The sequence below is a fragment of the Fibrobacter sp. UBA2449 genome (assembly GCF_002342555.1).
Lineage (GTDB): Bacteria > Fibrobacterota > Fibrobacteria > Fibrobacterales > Fibrobacteraceae > Fibrobacter.
This window is the reverse complement of record NZ_DDQF01000005.1, coordinates 365164-387365: the sequence shown is the minus strand read 5'-3', so window position 1 is coordinate 387365 and position 22202 is coordinate 365164. Positions and strand designations below refer to the sequence as shown.

The following is a 22202-nucleotide window of genomic DNA, read 5'->3' as shown; positions in this document are numbered from 1 at the left end:
AACCACCGGGCGCCTGGCGAATCGCTAGTAGAAAAGGGTCTTCTCTTCTTTCTGGATGCGTTTCTTCTCGGAATCCTTCTTCATGCGCTTTTCAAAATTCTTCTCGGCCTTTGCGATTTTCTTCTCGGTCTTCGCGAGGAGTTTTTGCCCGTCCTTGTCGTCTTCTTTGAGTTCTTCCTTGGCAAGAGCGAGGTATTCGCGGGCGGTTTCGAACTGGTCGAGGTCGGTATAGGCCTGCGAGGTGAGGAAGAGCGCTTCCTTGCGCCTCTTGGACTGTTGGTATGTCTCGAGGAATTCCTTGAAGTAGATGACGGCTGCCTGAGGCTTGTCCATGCGCAGGTAGAGGCGCGCAGTCTGGAATTCTTTTTCGGCAAGGCGTTCGATGAGGAGCCCGTAGTAGTAGTTGATGGAGTCGCGGAGCGGCGTATCCGGGTGGTTCGACAGGTAGCGCTCGAAATCCTTCATGGCGATGGTGGTGTTCGCCTCGTCGCGGCTCACGCGGAATTCCATGTTGAACGAAGCAATCGCCTTCTTGAATTCGGCTGTCTCCACGAAGGGCGATCCGGGGAAGTTCGTGATGAAGCTTCCGTACTCTCCGCGGGCGTCGATCCATTCTTCCAGATTGAAGTAGCTTTCGGCGAGAAGGAAGGACGTCTGTTCCAGGTAGCCAGTCCCTGCGCAATAGCTCATGATTTCTTCAAGTTTGTCTATGACGCGTCCGTATTTCTCTTTCTTGAAGAGCTCCTCGGCCTTGTCGAACTTTTCCTTGCAGAATTGCGTGTGTGTTTTCTTTGCGCCATCGGACGATGCGCAGCCGCTAAAGAGGGTCAATGCGAAAAAAATGCTTGAGAACAGGGCTGTCTTTGCGATGTGGTTCATTCTTTTTCTTTGGTTAATTCTAACTTTCGCTTATCAAAGTAGAAAAATATTACCGAAAAGAAAAATGATTCTAGTCCGTTATGTGTTGAAAGAACTCATTGGCCCCTTTATGGCGGCGCTTTTTGGCATAACGTTTTTGTTTGTCGTCGATTTTCTCGTGAAAATTCTGGACAACGTCCTGTCCAAGGGACTGCCCGCATCGACTGTCCTTGAAATTTTTGCGTTGAACCTCGCCTGGATGCTTTCGCTCTCGATCCCGATGGCCGTGCTTGTTGCGTGTCTTATGGCCTTCGGGCGCCTTTCTGGCGACCACGAGATTACGGCGGTAAAGGCGGCGGGAGTCTCGCCCTTGTCCCTGATGCGTCCGGTGATGCTTGTCGCGATGCTCCTTTCGGTTCTGATGGTGCTGTTCAACAACTGGGTGCTGCCCGAGGCGAATCACCGTTCGGTGGAACTGATGAATGCCATTTCGCGCAAGAAACCGCACGTGTTTGTCGATGCCGGGCGCCTGATTACGCAGTTTCCCGACGTGCAGCTCTGGGTGAACCGCATCGACCCGGTTTCGGGTGTGCTTTACGGCATCCAGGTGTACGAGATGGAACGCAAGGGCCCTCCGCGCGTGGTCTATGCCGACAGTGCGACGCTGGACTACGTGGATAACGGGGCGACGCTCATGTTCCGTTTGCGCAGTGGCGAGACGCATATCGTGGACCCTGATAAGCCCGAAAACTACTTCCGCATCCGGTTCTTTTCGCAGGACCTCGCCATGCAGAATGTAGATGAGCGTCTGGAACGCCGTAGCCGCAGCTATAGGAGCGACCGCGAGATGCCTGTCGAAATGATGATGGACGTGGTGAACGAGGCTCGCGCGAAGTATGATACGGTCTCGCAACAGGCCATGAAAGTCAGACTATCCACTCTTGCAGATGCGAAGGCTTCCGTGTTGGGTGATAGTATTCTCCCGGCGGATGCGGAAGGAATTGCCGAACTTGATTCGGTCCAAGCCCGGCGGTCGCTACAGAAGATGCGTCTTCAGGAAATCAGCGCGCTCCGCACGACAGAACGCCTCTGGGGGCGCATGGAATCCGAAAAAAAGCGCGAGGCGCAATACCTTGTCGAAATCCACAAGAAGTTCAGCACTTCCTTTGCCTGCTTTATCTTTATTCTGATCGGGGCGCCGCTCGGGATTATGGCGCGCAAGGGTGGCATTGGCACGGGAATCATCTACAGCCTTGCCTTTTTCGTCATCTACTGGATTTGCCTTATCGGCGGGGAGAACCTGGCTGACCGACTCATCATCTCGCCGGAACTTGCCATGTGGTCTTCCAACATGATTATTGGGGCGTTCGGCGTGTTCATTACCATCGCGATGGTCCGGGACCGCTTTACGGGGGATTCGAAATTTTTCAGGGCGATGCGTGCCATCGGTCGCTGGTTCCGTTCTATCGGCAGGGGGCATGCGTGAAATTCTCTCGTTACCTTGTCTGGAATTTTTTGAAGATGTTCCTTATCGTGACGATCGGGGCCATCTTCATGTTCGCGGTCATCGACTTTGTCGGAAACATCAAGACGTGGCTTGCGCGCGATACGAAGGATGCTGTCGATTACTATGTGAGCTACATTCCGTACATGCTCTATCTCATTACCCCGGTGTCGCTTTTTATTGCAGTGCTCGCTTCGGTGGGCAACATGGCTCGGCACCTCGAGATGAGTGCTATGCAGAGCTCCGGGCAGAGCCCTCTCAAGACCCTATTCCCCATTTTCTTTCTGGGCGTTCTCGCTTCGGTCGGTTCCTACGAGATGAGCGAACTCTGGCTTCCCGATGCAAACCACAAACGCCTGGAAATCATGGAGACGAATGCGCAGAAAAAGAAGAACCCGCGCATCAAGGAAAAGAACGATTTTACCTTTATCGACAGCGAACGCGCAAGCTGGTTTTTCAAGTTCTATTCGGGAAAATCCAGGACGGGGCGCGACGTGGTGCTGCTCTTGCGCGAGCAGGGAAGGCTAGTGGAACGTTACGACGCCAAGACGGTCCGCTGGGTGGAGCCGGATACGGCATCCCTCGACAGTGCCTCCCGCGACAGCGTGATGAAGACTTTTTCGGACGAGTCGTACTGGATGTTCGAACGCGGCATGAAGCGCATCTTCAACAAGGACGGCACTGTGACGGTCATGCCCCTTGTGCGCGAGAAGATGCGGGGAAAGGTGTTTACTCGGCCTGAGGACTTGATTAACGAACGCCAGGTTTCCGACGAGATGGACTCGAAAATGGTCAAGCAGCGCATCGAGGTGCTCAAGCGCTCGGGCGAAGACACCCGGGTTATGGAGACTGCGCTCCATTTCAAGCTCTCTGCGCACTGGATGAACCTGATTGTCCTTTTGATCGGGGCGGCGCTCTGCCATCGTTATAGCCGCTCTGGGGGGCTTTCCCAGAAGTTCGGTGTTGGCCTTTTGCTCGTTTTTAGCTATTATATCCTTGAACGGATTGGGCTGAAGATGGGCGAAAATGGTGCCTTGACGCCGTTTCTGGCGGCCTGGATAAGCCATATTATTTATGGCGGCGTAGCTTGTCTGATGCTTTACCGTTCGTTTAGGCTGTAGAGGGTCGGATGCTGATGTCCATAATTTTGTTTGTCGTTGCAGGATTGCTGCTGGGACTTTCGTTCCAGGGCGGGCTTCTCCTGTTCCTGATTCCGTTTGCCGGTGTCGCCGCCGCGCTCGGCTATATGAACTTGCCCCGGGTTCCGGGCGGTAAGACGGCCTCGCTTCCGGTGGTGACCCGCGCCATGCGCGCGACGGGGATAGCCCCCGCTGTAACCCCCGAACTAAAAAATTCCTTCGATGATTCTGCCGCCGACTACAATGAGCCCGGTTCAACCCTCCGCGTGAACCAGGTGTGGGCGCGGGCCGATGCCGACGTGAAAAAGGCGTTTGGCGATATGCTCGAAGGGCTCAAGCGGGTTGTCCCCAATGTCCATACGGTTGTGGTTTTCTCTCCGCTCAATTCCATGAAGGAATGGGGAATCCGTGCCTACGCAAGCACCGACCCGAACGCGCAGGTGGCGACCGATGTGAAGATTACCGAGAATTCCGGACTTATCAGCCAGCTGTTCCGCCTCGACGTGAACCGCCTTCTCGAAGGAGACCTTTCCGGCGGCAAGAGCCTGCTCTACTACATCGACAATCCGATGATCAAGTCCCTGGTGGCGGTTCCCATGCTCGACAGGAGCAAGAATCGTGTGGGGGCGCTCGTGATGGACTCGCTCTATCCCAATGCGTTTGGCCACCAGACGGCGCAGGCGCTTACCTATATCGCAAGTACGCTCTACGCCCTCTACTTCAAGAGTTTCGCTTCCGCCAAGAACTACATCGAGCAGCAGCAGTTCAGCGTCCTTTACCACTATCAGCATCAGTTCTTCAAGAACATGACGGTCAAGGATATTTACCACCAGATTTTCGAGTATGTCAAGGGGAATATCCCGTTTGACCGCATGATGCTCCTTGCCCTCGACAAGCAGGACGACAACAACCTTCACCAGGAACGTGTCGGCCATGTGGTCTGCTGCGACGGAATCGATGCCGACCAGTTCTTTGGCAAGAAGTTCTCGCTTTCGGACAAGGGACTCGCGATCCTCGCGCTCTACCACAACCGCCCTGTAGAACGCACCTTCAATCAGTCCTCGTTCAACGCCTATATCCCGCGCATCGACAACCAGGAAAAGAAGAACATGGAAATCCGCCAGCTGTTCGTAATGCCGGTGCCTTCGGATGCGAACACGGAACAGGCGGAGCTCGCTATTTGCCTCGAAAGTCGCAAGAGCGACCGCTATACTGAGCACGAGATGAACTTGCTCAAGGCGTTTGCGGGGGTCGCCGGGTTTGCCTATGCGCGTGCCTGCCAGTTCGAACGCGGCAAGGATCTGGCAACCCGCGACGGCCTTACGGGCCTTATCAACCACCGCACATTGCACGAGAATTTGCGTACCGAAAAGATTCGCGCTGACCGCCAGAAGTATAACATTGGCGTCTTGATGATGGACATCGACCACTTCAAGAGCGTGAACGACACTTACGGCCATCCGATTGGTGACGTGGTCATCAAGGGAATCGCTGGTGCTATCAGTGGAGAAATCCGCAAGGAAATCGATGTCGTTGCTCGCTACGGCGGCGAGGAATTTGTCGTGGGCCTCATCGACACGACTCCCGAGGGCATGATAGAAACCGCCGAACGAATCCGCCATGCGGTGATGAAGCTGGAATTCGATGTACATCAGCAGGACCCGCTCCGCGTGACGGTGAGTATTGGCGCCTTCCTCGTGACTCCGGAATTCCACGACATGAAGAAGGCGGTAACCTATGCGGACCAGGCGCTCTACAAGGCGAAAGAAGGTGGTCGAAATCAGGTTATCCAGTATACGGAATTGCCGCTCGAGCCTGCTCCCGAAACGGACGACGACATCCCGGTCCTAACTTCATCGCTCAAGGCGTAACCCCGATTTATGTTTACCGCTGTTGACTGGCTTGTTCTTGCGGCATACCTGCTGCTTTCTCTGCTTATTGGTCTCTGGGTTTCCCGTGGCAACAAGAACCTCAAGGAATATATGTTCGGTGGCGGATCCATTCCGTGGGTCGCCGTGGGCATTAGCCTCATCGCTACTTCCGTAAGCGCGACGACTTTCCTCGGTGCGCCCGCCGACGTGTACGGCGACAACATGACGTTCCTCATGTTCCAGATAGGAGCTCTCCTGAGTATCGTTGTCGTGGGTTTCGTGTTTATCCCGCGTTTCCGCACGTCGGGCATTTCCAGTGCATACGAACTTTTCGAGGTGCGGTTTGGCTCGAAGACGGTGCGTCGTCTTGCGGCTGTTTTCTACAGCCTGCACTTGCTGCTGCGCACGGGAATTTTGCTCTATGCGCCGTCGCTTGTGCTTGCGCAAATCCTCCACGTCGACCTTAAACTGGCTATCGTGGTAAGCGCTGCGGTCGCGATTTTCTACACGTGGTTTGGCGGAATCAAGGCGGTCATCTGGACCGACGTGATGCAGTTCTGTGTGTTTTTCGGCGGCGGCGTCCTGGTGCTCGTGCTTATCTCGAATGCGGTTGGCGGTTTCGGCGAAATGGCTGCCCTTGCGAGCGCGGCGGGCAAGACAAAGTGGTGGGACGCAAGTCTTGATGTTTCCAATGCGCGCACACTTGTCTCGGCGGGCTTTGCTTATGCCATTCTCGAAATTGCTATCCGCGGATGCGACCAGCAGTTTGTACAACGTTATCTGAGCTGCAAGGACGTGAAGGCGGCAAACCGTTCCAGCATCCTCTCGATGGTGCTAGGTTGCTTCGTCTCGATTCTTTTCTACTGGGTAGGTGCTGCACTCTATGTGTATTACAAGGTTTCGCATGTTGCCGCCCTTCCCGAGAGCGTCGGCCAGAACGATGTATTCCCTTATTTTATCGTAAACGGGCTTCCGGTAGGCGTGACCGGCTTGATTGTCGCCGCCATCTGTGCCGCCGCCATGAGCAGCCTTTCCAGTTCCATCAATTCGCTCAGCAATACATCCGAACGGGATTTTCTCGGCTGGGACGAATCTACCGGAATGGGCGGACTCAAACGTGCTAAAATCTGGACGGTCGTGTGGGGCGTGCTCGGCGTGTTTTTCGCTCTGTTTGCCGCGACGCAGCAGGGGAGCCTCCTCAAGAATGCGCTCTTCTTTACCGGACTCTTTACAGGCCCGCTCCTCGGCATGTTCCTGCTCGCCTTCTTCGTGAAGGGCCTCAAGAGCTGGCAGGTGATTGTTGCCGTCGTTTGCGGCATGGGGAGTCTCGTGCTTATTCAAGGCATTCCCGCCTTTGGTGTGCCTGCGGTTCTTGGTGGAATCTTCAGCTGGCCGTGGATGCCGTTCATCAGCATGACGACCACCGTGCTCGTCGCGGTCGTGCTGAAGTTCTCTGCGATGCTGCTTGCAAAGAAATAAAAGCCATATTCTAGTTTAGACTATAAGAACCGGTAAAATTCTTTTTGCCCGAGAGCCGTTGCTTTTGGGATTCTTTTTTGTGTAGATTGAAAAGGAAATCTCAAAAAGGAGTGCCCTATGCAGAACAAAGTATCATACGTCGTCATCATCGTGCTTGCGTTCGTGTGTCTCGTGCTTTCACTCAGTATCGGGCGCGCCTCCGACGTTTCTGCACAAACGAAGGTATCGTCCCTGGAACCGGCTCCGGAACAGGAGGGACAGCCTTTAGGTGGCGTGACCGTCTCGAGCGAGGAGACGAAGAACTTTCTCGCCGACGAGTATGTCACCAGTTTCAAGATGGTTCTGAAGGACAAGAACAAGGATGTCGCTTACAAGCGCTTGAACGAGAGCCGTGAAAAGATTCTCGCCCTGCTGCAGAAGCATTCCGTAGGCCCGCAGGGGTACGAACTTCTCAGCACGTCGCTCGAGAAGGAATGGGATTATGCAAAGGGCAAGAGGTTTTTTCTGGGGTATACGGCATCGCAGATGGTAAAGGTTATTTCGCATAGCAAGCAGGAATCCGATTCCCTGGAATTCGACTTGGCCAGTTTTGCGTTTGTCGATAACGTGTCCACGCAGTCGCGGCTCAAGAATGCCGAAACGCTAGAGGTTGACGTTATCAAGAGCGCCTGCAAAAAGGCGTCCCGCCAGGCCGAAGTGAACGCGCAGAGTGTTGGCGCGAATATTGGGAAGGTAATTTCCGTGGAAGGCTCTTCGGAAGTGGAAAAGTTGAGTTCTTCGGATTCCGTGGAGGTGTCGGCATCGCTTATGGCGACGCTTTCCCTGGATGGTATGGAAAGTAGCGGAAAGTCGTATGTCCGCGTTGTCCAGGTCGAGCACAAGAAGTTTCTTGCAGACAAGTTTGTCGTAATCGCGAATATCATGTTCGATGGAACTGACAAGGAACAGCTTTTTAAGCAGATGAATGTGCGTCGTGGCGATGTGGTGCAGATGGCGAAGGACCTTGGCGTTGCCGAATCGGAGATAGAGGCGCAGTCCATGACGCTGCGCAAAAAGCAGAAGTACGAGTTTTACGGCAACGAATCGTCCAAGAATGTCTTTTTGGCAACCCAGAGGGTTACGGTCAACTTTACATCCAAGGACGCCGCCGGTGCGTTCCTGGATGGAATTGTCGGTCTAGAAAACGTTAACGTGTTTAAAGCCGAGCCTGTTCTGAAGAACGAGGATTCGCTCAGGGTGCAGGTCGTAAACATTGCTGGGAAAAAGGCGATGGCGCGCGCCAAGGCGATTGCCGAGGGCTTTGGCGGTTCCTTGAACAAGGTCGTTGCGGTGAGCAACAAGCCCGTAGACGAGTTTGGCGGGACCGTTCTCGGTGCTCGCTACAACGACCTTTCTTTGCGCAAGGCCAGGGGAAAGTCCTTGCCGGCGTATGACATACTGATGGCAGGTTCTTCGGAATCCAAGATGAATATCGCCGATTCCGTCTCCGTCTCGGCGTATTTGGCCATCATGGCCGAGATAAAATAGCCTCCAAGAATACCGCTCGGCTGCGGCAGCTTGTCAACTCGGTTTTGTGAAAAAAGCCCCTTTTTGGGGTGTGAATAGATTTTTTACGCTCCGGAAACAGCTAAATGTTTGTGCAATAGGGACTTGGACCACTCGAAACCCGACCTGCGGTGGTGGTCCGGATTCCGGTTTTGGGGCCGTGTTGATAGTTTGCCTCTATATTACAAAAAAATTACGGGAATTTATGAAAAAAAGTTCCCATTTCCAAAATCTTTTTATTATCTTATGTCTATATCTTGTGTTATTGGTTTGGTGTTGAACACAAGATATAGTAGAAAAAAGGAAAACAGGCTTATTTTGAACAAACGTCTTTTGACTAGGGCTTAGTTAAGGGATTTGAAGGATAGGTGATGATTTTTACAGTCAAGAAGCGCGACGGCCGCGAAATGCCGTTCAACATCGAGAAGATTGCAGACGCCATTGTTAAGGCTTTCCGCGCATCGGGTGAACTCAAGGACCAGATCAAGGCCTCCCAGGAGCAGATGGACCTCCTTGGCCAAGAAGACATTTTGAGCAGTACTGCCCTGAAGGTAGCCGCCTATGCGGTGGGCCGCCTCGAGGCCGAAGGCAAGACCAAGCCGGATATCGAAGAAATCCAGGACGCCGTCGAAAAGGCCCTTACCGACAACAACTATGCCGATACGGCCAAGAGCTACATCCTTTACCGTGCCGAACGCACCCGCATCCGCGAAGTCAACACGCGCCTCATGCACACGCTCCGTGACATCACGTTCAGCTCCGCGAAGGAATCTGACCTCAAGCGCGAAAACGCGAACATTGACGGCGATACCGCCATGGGCACCATGCTCAAGTACGGTAGCGAATCGGCCAAGCACTTCTACACGATGATGATGCTCAAGCCCGAGCATAGCCGCGCCCACATGGAAGGCGATATCCATATCCACGATCTGGATTTCTATTCCCTTACCATGACGTGCTGCCAGATCGACCTGAAGAAGCTCTTCAAGAACGGCTTCAATACGGGGCACGGTCATCTCCGCGAACCGAAGGACATCCGCAGCTATGCGGCCCTCGCGGCGATTGCCATACAAAGTAACCAGAACGACCAGCACGGCGGTCAGTCCATTCCGAACTTCGACTATGCCATGGCCGACGGCGTGCGCATTACCTATCGCAAGGCCTACCTCTCGAACATGGTGAAGGCTCTCATCCTCCTTACCGGCAAGACCGAAGAAGAAATCCAGCCGGTGGTGAAGAAGCTCCACGCCGAAATGGCGGAGATGGGCATGGTCGCGACGCTCGTGCCGAACGAGAAGTTCGTGGAAGCGGAAGCCCGCGAACTTTCCAAGACCTTCGATACCGAAATCGTGATGAAGGCCCAGAAGTTTGCCGAGAAGATGGCTTACGAAGAGACGGACAAGACCACCTTCCAGGCGATGGAAGCGTTTGTCCACAACCTGAACTCCATGCACAGCCGCGCCGGTGCGCAGACTCCGTTCAGTAGCATCAACTATGGCATGTGCACCGAGCCCGAAGCCCGCATGGCGATGCGCAACTTGCTGCTCACCACCGAAGAAGGCTTGGGCGGTGGCGAGACGGCTATTTTCCCGATCCAGATTTTCCGCGTGAAGGAAGGCATCAGCCTCAATCCGGGCGACCCGAACTATGACCTGTTCAAGCTCGCCTGTCGCGTGAGCGCGAAGCGCCTGTTCCCGAACTTCAGCTTCCAGGATGCGCCCTACAACCTCCAGTATTATAAGGAAGGCCACCCGGAAACCGAAATCGCCTACATGGGCTGCCGCACGCGCGTCATCGGCAACAACTACGACCCGACCCGCGAGATTTCGTATGGCCGTGGCAACCTGAGCTTTACCTCCATCAACCTTCCGCGTATCGCCATCAAGATGAAGTCCGTGGACCTGTTCTTCAAGGAACTCGACCGCATGATGCAGCTTGTGAGCGACCAGCTTATGGAACGTTTCGCCGTCCAGAGCCGCCGCAAGGTAAAGAACTTCCCGTTCCTCATGGGCCAGGGCGTGTGGATCGATTCCGAGAAGCTCGGCTGGGAAGATACGGTGGGCGAAGTCATCAAGCACGGCACGCTCTCCATCGGCTTTATCGGCCTTGCCGAAACACTCGTGATGCTCACGGGCAAGCACCATGGCGAATCCGAGGAATCCCAGCAGCTTGGCCTCAAGATTGTGGGCCACATGCGTGACTTCTGCGACAAGGAATCCAAGCGCCTCGGCCTCAACTTCAGCTTGCTCGCAACGCCTGCCGAAGGCCTTTCTGGCCGCTTCGTGCGCATGGACAAGAAGAAGTTCGGCGAAATCAAGGGCGTCACTGACCGTGACTACTACACCAACTCGTTCCACGTGCCGGTGTACTACAAGATTTCGGCGTTCAAGAAGATTTCGCTCGAAGCCCCCTACCACGCGCTCACCAACGCGGGCCACATCAGCTACGTGGAACTTGACGGCGACCCGACGCAGAACCTCGATGCCTTCGAAAAGATTGTGCATCACATGGCGAAGTCGGGCATCGGCTACGGCTCCATCAACCACCCGGTTGACCGCGACCCCGTCTGCGGCTTCGTGGGCGTTATCGGCGACAGCTGCCCCCGTTGCGGACGTAGCGATGGCCATGCCATCTCGGAAGAGAAACTGAAGGAATTGCGCAGGCTCTACCCGGGAATGCCGGCGTTCAAGGGCATCCGCTAATCACAGGAATTAAAACAAACTATCAAGGAGTGAAAAATGTCAGAAAGAGAAATGAATCTGTATGGAGAAGGCGTTTGCTTCGAACGCATCCGCCGCATCACGGGCTACCTCGTGGGTACAGTCGACCGCTTCAATAACGCGAAGCGCGCCGAAGTCAACGACCGCGTAAAGCACAGCGTATAATATGGACGAATACCCGCGCTTGCGGATTGCCGGAATCGAGCCCGAATCCTTCGTGGACGGTCCCGGGATCCGCATGACCATCTTTACCCAGGGGTGCCATCACAACTGCCCCGGGTGCCAGAATCCCCAGACCCACGATTTCAACGGGGGTCATTTTATTGATATCGAAGAAATCCTCTCGATGATCGACGAGAACCCGCTCCTGGACGGAATCACCTTCAGTGGCGGAGACCCGATGGACCAGGCGGCGGCGCTTATCCCGCTTGCCCGCGAAATCAAGGAACGCGGACTCAACCTTGTCATCTTTACGGGTTACACGTTCGAGTATCTGCAGCAGCACTGGGAAGAAAAACCGGATTTACTGGAACTTCTTTCGTTTGCCGATATCCTTATCGACGGTCCGTTCGTCATGGCGAAGAAGTCGCTCGAACTCAAGTTCCGCGGCTCAAGCAACCAGCGCATCATCGACGTGCAGAAGAGCCTTGTCGAGGGCCGTGCTGTGTTGCACCAGATACAGCTAGACGAGATGGCTGCTCGCCCCGACCTCGTGCCGGCGTAGTTGAAAAGGTATGTTTTGATCCCCGCCCCGGTCCGGGCGGGGATTTTTAGTTTATATGGGGTTTGGAAGAATGTGGTGGGTGGGGGAAGGAGGGGTACGGGAAAAGGGAATGTTGTCAATCAGACTCCGCTGGCGCGGCTGATTGACAACCCTTCGGGCTCGATGCTCGCAGGCTCGCATCAAGCTCAAAAACCTCCTATTGCATGCGCTTCGCGCACGGAGGTTTTTGCCGCACCCTCGACCCCAAGGGGTCTCGTGTGCATCCCTTTCCCTGTACTTAAAAAACAAAAAGACGCTTAAAAGCGTCTTCTTTGTTTTTAGAGCGGGAAAAGGGAATACTCGGCTTCGGTCTCTCGCTACGCGAGCCGAAGCCTCGCCCTACGGGCTTGAGGCTTGCGCCTCAAGTGCTGAAATTTTTCAGTTATGCTCACGATGTTCGCATGTGAAAAATTTCAGTCGGCCCCTCTTCTCGGCTCCGAGTTCCTTTTTATCCCGGCACATAAAAAAGAAAAACCACCTTGAAAGGTGGTTTTCTTTTTTAGAGCGGGAAAAGGGACTCGGACCCTCGACCCCGACCTTGGCAAGGTCGTGCTCTACCAACTGAGCTATTCCCGCGAGGTGAGACCAATTATAGAATATTATTTTAGGCTTGTCAAGGGTCTTTGCAGAGAAAAAATCAAAATTTCATGCTTTTTTCCTCTCAATTCGAAAAAACCTTCCTTCTTGCTCATGTAGCCGTGGGGGAGGGGGCGCGGGAGCATGGCGTAGAGGTCCTCGGAAATCAGGAATTCCTGCCCGAGCTTGGCGCAGAGCGACTGGATGCGGCTGGTGGTGTTCAGCACGTCGCCGTGATAGGCCATCTCGCTTCCGAAGTTGCCGACCTCGGTCGAGATGACTGTGCCGCAGTGGGCCCCGGCCTTGAATTTCGGGGCGCGGCCGTACTTCTTGATGAACTTGGGCGCTATTTTCTCGAGGCATTCGTTGAAGTCGTAGAAGCAGTCCACGGGGCGCGCCTTGGTCCTGCAGGCGGACATGGGCCAGGTCAGGAACGCTCCGTCACCTGCAATCTGGTAGATTTCGCCCTGGTTTTCCTCGCAGCAGTTCGAAAGCAGCTTGTAGTAGTCCTTCATGAAGTTGCTGTAGGTGACGTGCCCTAGTTCTTCGGCGAGTTCGGTGGAATTCTTCAGGTCGATGAACATGAAGATGAGGTTCTCTTCCAGCGGCTCTTGCGACTTGCCGAGCAGGGTGTTCCAGAAGACGCGCGTGCCGAACTTCTTGTGGACACTGCGGATGAAGGTGATGAGGCATGCGAGCGCGAAGAATAGGAAAATCCGAACTTGCGTTTCTGGGTCGCGGAACTCTGCGATGACGCTTGCGAGCCCCTCCTCGTTTACGATTCCTTCTCCGTCCTTTATTCTGAAAAGCAGGGTGCAGAGGATGATGCTCGAAGAGATGGCACTGATGAAGTAGGCCGATCGCAGCATCAGGGCCTTCCATACGGCCCGGCAGTCCATCTCGTCCTTCAGGATGAGGATGTCGTAGACGCCGTGAGAGAGTCCCATGAAAAGGGCGAACTGGAGCATCTGGAGCAGGTGCACGCCGTCGATCTGGGCATGTTGCGCATACATGATGAGCACGTCTGTGCCTACGGCCGCAAGGATCCAGCAAAAGACGTAATAGCAGACGGCCCTGAACTTTCTTTCTGTCTGTCGCGATATAGCCATTGGAGTCAGTGGATGAAGAGGGGGAGCGCCCAGACCATGGAAATGAGGATGATGTCCTTGTAGGAATCGTCCAGGAGAAGCGACGACGCGAGGAAGAAACAGGTGGTCGCGATAGCAAGAAAAACAAAGAGGGGAAGCCTCTTTTTCATCCTTTGCGCGAAATTGTCTTTTTTCTGCTCTTCCATGTTTACGATTATAAATTAAATTTTTACAAAACGGATGTCTAAAATTATCAAAAAATTGGAATTTTGATGCTCGGCCTATATATACATGTCCCTTTTTGCAAGAAAATCTGCGATTATTGCGATTTTCATGCGTTTCCGGCACCGGAATGGTTGCAGTTGGAATATTTGAACTTGATAGAGGCCGAAATGAGCACCTTTGCCGGGAGGCGTCCGGGGCTCCTTGAACGGGTCGAGACGCTTTACATAGGCGGGGGAACGCCCTCGCTGATACCTCCCGAGCTCCTGGAGCGTTTTTTCGGGGTGATTGCGGGGGCCGGAGTCCCGATGGGGGCGCTCCGCGAGGCGACGATGGAGTTCAATCCTGAGTCCTGCGACGCTGAGCGCGTGGCGGTGGCCTTGGAATCGGGAATTACGCGGGCGAGTCTCGGGCTCCAGAGCCTGCATCAGCGCCTGCTCGACCGCGTGGGGCGGCATCACGACGTGGAAACGGGTATCCGCGCCCTCGAACGGCTCGTGGGGGAGTCGCGGCTGAGGGTCAATGCTGACCTCATGTTCGATTTGCCGGGGCAGACCGTGGAAGATGTCGTGGAAGATGCCGCCTGGCTTGCGGAAAGCGGTGTCGGGCACATAAGCCTCTACGGGCTGAAGATTGACCCTTCGCGCCGGCTCGGGTTGCGTATCGCGAAGGGGCTTGAATCGGTGGACGAGGACCTGTATGCGGACATGTACCTGCGGGGCGTGGAATGCCTTGAAACACGGGGCTTCGGACGCTACGAGACATCGAATTTTGCCCGCGAAGGCGAGGAAAGCCTGCATAATCTGAACTACTGGAAACGGGGTGAATACCTGGCCTTCGGACCCAGCGCGCACGGCTTTTTGGGCGGGGTCCGCTTTTATGCCCCGGAACGCTATGCGAAGTGGCGGGACTACGTGAAGGCGGGGTGTCCCGAGTCGGGACTTTCGCTCGATACGCTCACGCCCGAGGACGGAGCCGCGGAATTCATCCAGTTGTCGTTACGGACAAAGTACGGCATGAGCCTGGAGGGTTTGGAAAGGCTCGGCTTTAGTGTCCCGGGAAGCGTTTTTTCGAGGTGGATTTCGGAGGGGTTTGCCGAGATGTCGGATGGCATTTTCCGCCTGGTCGGGAGGGGATGGCTGTTTATGGATACGATAGTTCTCGACTTGTATTCAAAATGTATGCAAAATCACTGATTTTGGCCGTTTTCTATTCCAAAGTGGAATAGAAACGAGCCTCTATTTTCCAAAAAAAAAGATACATTTTATAATGTAATGGTCGTACTTGGTGTATAGGCCGTGTTTTTGAGGTTTTTATGCAGTTCCTGAATCGACATTTTCCGCTCCTTTTCCTGTGGTTGCTGTTGCTCCCTGCAGGGCTTTTGGCGCAGGAATCGATCGACTGCATCGACTACGAGGGCGACGCCCCGGACCCGCGCTGCGCCTACCAGCTGTTGCAGACGAAAATCACGAAGGCTCTCGGCCTGTTTGTCGTGCCCGAAAAAGAGGATCCCGTTTCGGCAAACGCGCTCCCGAATACGGATTTCTACATCTATGCCCCGAAGGCGTCTTCCGATTCCGTAGCCGTAAAGCTCGTTTCGGAAGGGATGCCGCAGGTGACCCACATGGAAAAAGTCAATTCCGGTGCAAGCGGGATTGTACGTGTAGTGGCCGAAGCGAAATTCCCTGTCTACAACGTGGCTGTCGGAACGGCGCTCAGGCCGGATGCGGATTTCAATGTTGCCCGAGTCTACAACTTCTACGTGCCGGGCATTCAGTATTGCCTAGACGAGGAATGCGACCATCCTGTGGACAGTGAAACCAAGATTCAGCTCGAGGTGGGTGACGAGGTCAAAATTTACGTGCGCGCCTATATCCCGATAGGCCCCGATTCCGCAAAGACCGATACTGCCGTGAACGAAAAATCTTTTTACATCCAGTCGCTTGCGGCGGGTGAGAACCTGCGCTACTACAGCGTGAGCGGCATAGAACTCCAGAAGACGGTTTTCGGCTACCAGATCGACTTCTACAAGGGGCGCGCCGAGTTCATCATCCGCGCGACGAAGGCGGTGACCGATGGGCCCACGTTCACCATCAGTTCCTTCAAGTACGAGATAGCGGAAGGAGACACGGGCTTCATCGTCACCGAGACTTTCCCGGGAGACCTGCAGTTCGTGAATCCCGACATGCCCATCCTCGACAGCGCGTTCATCTACGACACGAACGGTGACGGAAAGGGCGACAGCATCGGTGCGTATTTCACCGGTCGCCTCGATTCCGTGAAGATGGAGGCGTTCTTCCATAACTGGCCCGACGGCGGCAAGTTCAAGGAGCATACGGGCGAGTCGGATTGGTCCAAGAAGAACGGAGTTCTGCAGTTGACCAACGTGAGTACGGGTATCCCGGCGGATGTGGGCGAGGGCTCGCTCAAGGTCGAGATATCTTCGGTGAATACGGGCGCGAAGGGCGATGCGCAGAAGGCGCTCGTCGACCGTATTGGCCCGGTTATTCAGACAGCGAACCTCATTCCGGGCGACAAGGATGCTTCGACCGACACGCTCGAACTCTTCTACAACAAGGCTGTCGATACGAACTGGACGAAAGGGAAGGGCTACCTCTTGAACGATGCTCCGGTCTACCTCGAGGCGATAGAGAAGGACGGCAGGAGCTGGGTGTTCGTCGTCGATAAGGGCTTGGTGCGGTATGGCGATTCCATCCAGATTGCGACTATCTGCAAGAAGGACTGCCCCGACGGCCTCGTGAAGGCGGCGGACGGCAACGAGACGGGCAAGAACAATCCGGCAATCGTCGGCAAATCCGGGCGCAGGTATGCGGACAACGAGAAGAACGCCTTCTTCGACCGCGATGGCGACGGACGTATGGACAGCGCTTCGGTCGTGTTCGATGACGCGCTGACTCGCAAGGAACTCGAAGAAATGACCTTCCGCTACTACTGGCTCGATACCAACGGTAATGTCCTGGAAATTGAACCCGATCCCGACATGCTGACCCTTTCTGCCGACGGCACTGTTGTCGGCTTTGCCCTGAACCTGAAGAAGGACGAGTATCCCATCAAGGAGAAGCTCACCGCTGTCGACGACAGGAGCTACGCAGCGCAGGGCGAACGCTATGGCTACGTCACCTACACTTACACCGAGACCAAGGACGGGAAGGATTCGGAGGTGACGAAGGAAGTCGCGATGAATGACCGCATGGCGCCTGTCATCTCGGGCACGTTCCTCATGCCGGAGTCCTACCAGAAGATGGCCTCCGACGTGTTCAAGATAGAGTTCTCCGAAGCAATTGACTACAAAAACGTGAGCACGCTCGAATTCGAGAACGCCTTCCAGTTCTACGTGGATGGCGAGTGGAAGTCGATTCCGTTCTCTGCGGTCGAATGGGCTGCCGACGGCAAGTCTGCCGAAATCCGCATGGAAAGCGGCACGCGGCTTGTGGAACGCATGAACCCGGCCGATTCCGTGAAACTCGATACGCAGTGCGCGAGCTTTGTCGACAAGGATGGGAACGGTGCTTCGGGACTTGCTCCTGCCGAAATGGTCGAGGGCGACCCGCGCGTTATCATGCAGAACTACGCCTTTGCTTCGAGGGAAGATATTGACGAGTCGGCGCAGGACGCCATTACTTTCGATGTCGCCGACAACCTTTCCTCCGAGGAGGCGAAGAAGAACTTGGGCGTGCTGATGGATGTGAGCTTCTCTACGATTATGGAAAAGGATTCCCGCGAGATGGACCTCTCGAAGGTCGGGCTCGAATGGGAACTCCACGTCTACACGAATTTGGGGACGTATGTCGCAGGTGCCTCGCAGAAGATTCGCTGCGACGACAAGGATTTGTTCGATGGCAACTGCTTCGAGAATCCCCATCAGCTGTATTTGCGCTGGAACATGCTTGCCGACAACGGTAGGCGTGTGGCGGTCGGTGCCTATGTCGCGCACTTCAAGGTTCGCGTCTACGGTGCCAAGGAAAATTTCAAGGTGGAAAGGTTCTACAACTGGGGCATCACCGGGTCTCGCAAGATTCGTTCCAGGTAGTAGAATTTTTCGGAGGTTGACGCTATGAAAACGTTGGCAAAATTGTTCTTGATGTGTGTCGCTGCTGCGGGGACTGCCCTTGCTGCGGGAGGGACCATTGCGGCGCCGGAAAACCCGGCGACCGGTATCTGGATTCAGCAGGTCGGCGATATTGTTCCTCACGCCTCCACTAAGGCGACCCTGTATTATACGAAGTATAGCCAGAGCGACCGTGTGAAGAACCTGAGCTACTATTACGATGGCGCGGGTTACCTGCAGCTTCTCAATAAGGAGACTCTCTGTACCTCGAATGCGTCTGACGGCATGGTCGGTGCTGATGGTATCGTGCATCACCCGGACGGAGACCTCCTCGTTGCGGCACAGGGCAGAAACATTCACAAGGTGAGCAAGACTGCAAAGAAGGAAGGCGGTAAGTGCGTTGTGAAGACTGCGACCCCGTTTGGCAGCACGGACGGTTTCTGGCATTTGATGATGGACCCGAACCAGGATTGGCTCTGGGCGGCAGGTATCCCCGGCTACCTCTTCAGGTTCTCGACCAAGATAGACAAGGATCACCCCGAAAAGAAAAATTTTGCGGACAAGGGCTACAAGGTGGTGCTGGAGCCCGACCCCTCGGACCGCCTGAAAAAAGATAAACTGGCGACACTTATATGGGACAAGGACGGCAATGCGTTCTTCACGTATTCCGACTACTTTGGGGGTGGCTGTGAAACTAGCGTCACGGGAACGCCTTGCTCTCCTGAATCCAAGGCGAAAAAGAGGGCTGGCGCCTATTTCGGCTACGTTACCGATACGGTTTGGACCAAGGTGACCAGATCGAACAAGGATTCTATCGGTGGCGAGGTGGACGATTCCGTCATTACGAAGCTAAAAACGAAAATCTTGATAGACTCTCTGGAAGGGGCGCACGGCGGTACGTACGACCCGTATTCCGAGACAATTTTCGTGTTCGGTGGTGCCCGCATTGTACAGATTAAGCCCGAAGTAAAGAACAACAAAATGACGGCAAAAGTTGTCGCTTTTATTGATTTGCGCGATTATTTCTTCGAAGAAGATTCTACGCACCTTACCTTGCCGAGAACCAAGGACAACGGAACGTATGTTGGCTGGCGTCTGGACCAGGGTACGGTCGATGGCATGGGTCACCTGTTTGTCGCTAGCAATACGGGTCACCTCGTGTTCGTGGACTATGCGGCGAACCCGAACAAGTACATCAACGACAACGTGCTCGTTCACTTGCAGTGGATAGACAACTTCCTCGATGACCTGGCTCCGCTTTCGGGTGCAGGTGTCGTGCGTACCGGTGCAAATACGGGCGAGGACGAGGATCTCTCGAGCAGCAGCGTCGGTTTCAGTTCTTCGCGTATTACTTACGAAGAATCTTCCAGCAGCGCGAAATCGAGCAGCTCCGGCAAGAGCTCCAGTTCGGGCAAGTCGAGCAGCAGCGCGAAGTCCAGTTCTTCGGGCAACAATCCCGGTTCCTCTACGGGCGAGAATCCGGGTAGCAGCAGCGGCAACAACCCCGGCTCTTCTACCGGCGAGAATCCGGGCAGCAGCAGTGGCAACAACCCCGGCTCGTCTACCGGCGAGAATCCGGGTAGCAGCAGCGGTAACAATCCCGGCTCTTCTACCGGCGAGAATCCGGGCAGTTCCAGCGGTAACAACCCCGGTTCCTCTACGGGCGAAAATCCGGGCAGCAGCAGTGGCAACAACCCCGGCTCGTCTGCTGGTGAAAATCCGGGAAGTTCGGACGGTTCCTCGACGGTCAGCTCCTCGAGCAACAAGGCCGGTTCCGAGGATATCGATTTCGGCTCCAGTTCCTCTAGGGTATATGTCGGCTTCGAGGATTTCGACCTCTCCAGCAGCGGAGGCATCGACTTCTATCCGTCCGATGACAAGTTCGAGAAGGGTGACTCCATCGTTTCGGAAGTGGTCGTCCTCATTCCTGTGGATTCTGCAAGCGGAACGGGCCTGATCAAGATAGGCGAAAACTACTACATGGAAGAGAATAACCCCTCGAGCATTTCTCTCGATCTCCATGTGAATTCGAATCTCGATTCCGCTCGCGTAGGCCAGGTGGTTGCCCTTACGCTCGATTCCGCAAAGATCGCGGAGTATTTTGGAACGGATCTGGATAGTCTCGTGTTCGCGACCAATTCGGGCCTGACCTTGATTGACCCCAAAAATCCGAATGCGAGCGATACCATCCACGTCAATGCCGACGGTTCCGTTACGATTTGGGTGACTGCGGACAAGGTTGTCGATGGCGGTTCCATCATCGTCTACGATCCCGTGAAGAATACGACGGTGATTATAGACAACATCAACTTCTACGACCCGATCCCTGATTCGGAACTTGGCTATATCAAGGACTCCGACGGAAACAAGGCGCTTGACTATGTGGAAATCGTCCTGAAGGATTCCGTGCGCTCCGATTTGAAGGTGGCCTCGGTGATGCTCTATGTGAACGGCGATACGCTCAAGACCAAGAATTTGCCGCAGCTGAATGCAGGCCGAGACCGCATTTTGCTGGATGTGTCCGACCTGGAAGACGTCTTCCCCGAAAAGTTCCCGGACAACGCGCGTGCAATTATCACGTATGCCGATGAAAACGATGGGACGACCTACGTCCGCGACGCCAACCTTGTCGAGGTCGGTAGCCAGGTCATCAAGAATGCGTTTGCCATCAGGAACGAGAGAGGCCGCGATTCTCTGTTCGTGGAATTCAACATCGACCTCATCCCGAAGGATGTCTCGTCTCCGGAACAGTTGTTGATGCTCAAGCAGGAAGCCGAACGCTACGGTTTCAACCTGGACCAGATTACCAACATCTACATGCCGACTAGGAACATGGTGATTCTCGTGGGCGAAAAGATGGGCCTCAAGGGCGACATGCGCGACAGCGTGTCCCTGCATCCCAATGTTCAACTCTCGAACCTGAAATATATTACTTCCGACGAGTTTGACCGCGAGGTGCCGGTATCTGTTGTGGACCGCCTGCCTTCTGTGGCCAATGCGGAATACTGGGATACGGATGGCGATGGTGTCCTCGACCAGATTGTCACGAATTTTGATGAGCCTCTGACCGCGAAGGAACTCTCCATGCTCTACATGACATTCCCGTGGTACAGCCAGCGTGGAATGATGATCCAGCTGCAGGCCCAGCCTGCCGACTTGAGCTTCGACGGAAAGGATTCTAGCCGCGTGGTCTGGAAGGTCCATTCGACGACTCAGATTGCGAAGGGCGTGACGGATATCAGCGAATCGCTCCCGCCGGCGACGGTGTACAGCTATTACGACGTGCTGGGCCAGACTTTCGTTAGCGAAGAGGCCGCACCTATTGTCGACAAGATGTCGCCGGTCGTTTCTGCCGTGACGCTCAGCTACGGCAAGAAGGCGGACACGCTGATTGTCTACTTCTCCGAGGTTATCAAGTACAAGGACTTGAAGGGCAACGACTTCTTCAGCTACATCCACGGCAAGGATACAATCGACATCATGCCGAAGGGTATCGACTGGTCTCCGGACGGCCTGAGCGCGAAGGTTATCATCGACGGTAGCGTCTCGACGATTCTCCCGGGCGATTCGCTCATGGTCGTGAAGGGCGCAAAGAGCGTTATCCAGGACAACTTCGGCAACGTCGCGGGTGAGGATCCGAGCCCGGTCGTGATTGCAGGCCTCCTGAACCACCTCGTGGAAGCGACCAACATGGGAACCTTCGATGGCGAAGACGAAGTGTTGCAGACGCTCAGTTCCGTTACCCTGCGCTACATGCCGGGTTCCACGACCAAGGAGGACTTGGAGAAGGAGGGTGCGCTGGGCCAGCTGGTGCAGCTAGGCGAGAGGTTTGTGCCGCAGTTGCTTGACCGCGCGCAGATATCTGCCGACGGTACTGTGGACCCGTCCGTCCTCGATTCTCTCGACCCGGAAAAGGTGTTCATTACCTTCGTCGTGAACTACTACGATCATCTGGGACAGTACGTGAACGACACGACTATCATAGTGCCGTGCAACAGCCCGAAATTCGGCGGAAACTGCCTTGAGTCTGACCAGAAGATCTTCGTGAACTGGAACTTCAAGGATCACCGCGGACGCTTCGTAGGAACGGGTGTTTACACCGTTCAGTTCAAGATGGTCGTGCGCTACGAGAAGAAGAGGATCGAAGAAGAAATCAAGGACAAGTGGGGCGTGCGCCGCAAGAAAAAGAAATAGCCCGATGGTTGACCATGCGAAAGGCTCTTTTATTAGCTTTTTTGCTATTGGTTGGCTATGCATGGTCGACCCCTTCAGTCCTATTGAAGACTGAACGACATAGGACAGAGTGGCATTTTGTTAACTATCGCTCCCTACATATCCAAATCCTGACGACACAACAATAGAAAGTCA

At 54.7% G+C, this 22202-nt stretch carries 14 protein-coding genes and 1 tRNA gene; 11 read left to right on the top strand and 4 right to left on the bottom strand.

The window, feature by feature from the left end:
- Window positions 1-24 precede the first annotated feature (24 nt).
- A complete protein-coding gene (locus tag B4B27_RS03205; protein ID WP_173366070.1) occupies window positions 25-879 on the bottom strand; it encodes an outer membrane protein assembly factor BamD in 855 nt (284 codons plus the stop codon).
- A gap of 64 nt (window positions 880-943) precedes the next feature.
- Between B4B27_RS03205 and B4B27_RS03200 the strand changes: the two genes are divergently transcribed.
- From B4B27_RS03200 to nrdG, 8 genes are all read left to right on the top strand, one after another.
- The gene (locus B4B27_RS03200) at window positions 944-2344 is read left to right on the top strand and encodes an LptF/LptG family permease (RefSeq protein ID WP_173366071.1); all 1401 of its coding nucleotides are present in this window, start codon (window positions 944-946) and stop codon (window positions 2342-2344) included.
- Window positions 2341-3483 carry an LptF/LptG family permease gene (locus B4B27_RS03195; RefSeq protein WP_290723564.1) on the top strand — a complete coding sequence of 381 codons (1143 nt, stop codon included), beginning with the start codon at window positions 2341-2343 and terminating at the stop codon, window positions 3481-3483. The genes B4B27_RS03200 and B4B27_RS03195 overlap by 4 nt, the downstream gene beginning before the upstream one ends.
- Window positions 3484-3491: 8 nt before the next feature.
- Window positions 3492-5372 (top strand): sensor domain-containing diguanylate cyclase, encoded by a 1881-nt coding sequence (locus tag B4B27_RS03190; RefSeq protein ID WP_290723561.1) that lies wholly within the window; start codon window positions 3492-3494, stop codon window positions 5370-5372.
- A gap of 9 nt (window positions 5373-5381) precedes the next feature.
- Window positions 5382-6851: a sodium:solute symporter family transporter gene (locus B4B27_RS03185; RefSeq protein WP_290723559.1), complete on the top strand. Its 1470-nt coding sequence runs from the start codon at window positions 5382-5384 to the stop codon at window positions 6849-6851.
- 117 nt (window positions 6852-6968) lie between these two features.
- Window positions 6969-8378, top strand: coding sequence for an SIMPL domain-containing protein (locus B4B27_RS03180; protein WP_290723557.1), 1410 nt, complete (start codon window positions 6969-6971; stop codon window positions 8376-8378).
- Window positions 8379-8767: 389 nt separating this feature from the next.
- Window positions 8768-11098 (top strand): anaerobic ribonucleoside triphosphate reductase, encoded by a 2331-nt coding sequence (locus B4B27_RS03175; protein WP_173382053.1) that lies wholly within the window; start codon window positions 8768-8770, stop codon window positions 11096-11098.
- A 36-nt stretch (window positions 11099-11134) separates the two neighbouring features.
- On the top strand, window positions 11135-11281 hold the full coding sequence (gene nrdD, locus B4B27_RS03170) for an anaerobic ribonucleoside-triphosphate reductase (protein ID WP_173364802.1): 147 nt from the start codon (window positions 11135-11137) through the stop codon (window positions 11279-11281).
- A gap of 1 nt (window position 11282) precedes the next feature.
- On the top strand, window positions 11283-11840 hold the full coding sequence (gene nrdG, locus B4B27_RS03165; protein ID WP_290723552.1) for an anaerobic ribonucleoside-triphosphate reductase activating protein: 558 nt from the start codon (window positions 11283-11285) through the stop codon (window positions 11838-11840).
- A 542-nt stretch (window positions 11841-12382) separates the two neighbouring features.
- On the opposite strand, the gene B4B27_RS03160 is transcribed toward nrdG, so the two are convergent.
- The 3 genes from B4B27_RS03160 to B4B27_RS03150 all read right to left on the bottom strand — a co-directional run bounded on the left by B4B27_RS03160 (window position 12383) and on the right by B4B27_RS03150 (window position 13713).
- Window positions 12383-12455 (bottom strand) — tRNA-Gly (locus B4B27_RS03160).
- A gap of 23 nt (window positions 12456-12478) precedes the next feature.
- Window positions 12479-13564: an adenylate/guanylate cyclase domain-containing protein gene (locus tag B4B27_RS03155; protein WP_290723550.1), complete on the bottom strand. Its 1086-nt coding sequence runs from the start codon at window positions 13562-13564 to the stop codon at window positions 12479-12481.
- A gap of 5 nt (window positions 13565-13569) precedes the next feature.
- Complete coding sequence (locus B4B27_RS03150) at window positions 13570-13713, bottom strand: hypothetical protein (protein ID WP_173364805.1); 144 nt, start codon at window positions 13711-13713, stop codon at window positions 13570-13572.
- A 102-nt stretch (window positions 13714-13815) separates the two neighbouring features.
- Here B4B27_RS03150 and hemW point away from each other — a divergent pair, with 102 nt between their 5' ends.
- From hemW to B4B27_RS03135, 3 genes are all read left to right on the top strand, one after another.
- Window positions 13816-14961, top strand: a complete 1146-nt coding sequence (hemW, locus tag B4B27_RS03145) for a radical SAM family heme chaperone HemW (RefSeq protein WP_290723549.1) — start codon at window positions 13816-13818, stop codon at window positions 14959-14961.
- A 119-nt stretch (window positions 14962-15080) separates the two neighbouring features.
- On the top strand, window positions 15081-17816 hold the full coding sequence (locus tag B4B27_RS03140; RefSeq protein ID WP_290723547.1) for a hypothetical protein: 2736 nt from the start codon (window positions 15081-15083) through the stop codon (window positions 17814-17816).
- Between the two features lie 24 nt (window positions 17817-17840).
- Window positions 17841-22028 carry a hypothetical protein gene (locus B4B27_RS03135; RefSeq protein WP_290723545.1) on the top strand — a complete coding sequence of 1396 codons (4188 nt, stop codon included), beginning with the start codon at window positions 17841-17843 and terminating at the stop codon, window positions 22026-22028.
- The last annotated feature ends 174 nt before the right edge of the window (window positions 22029-22202 follow it).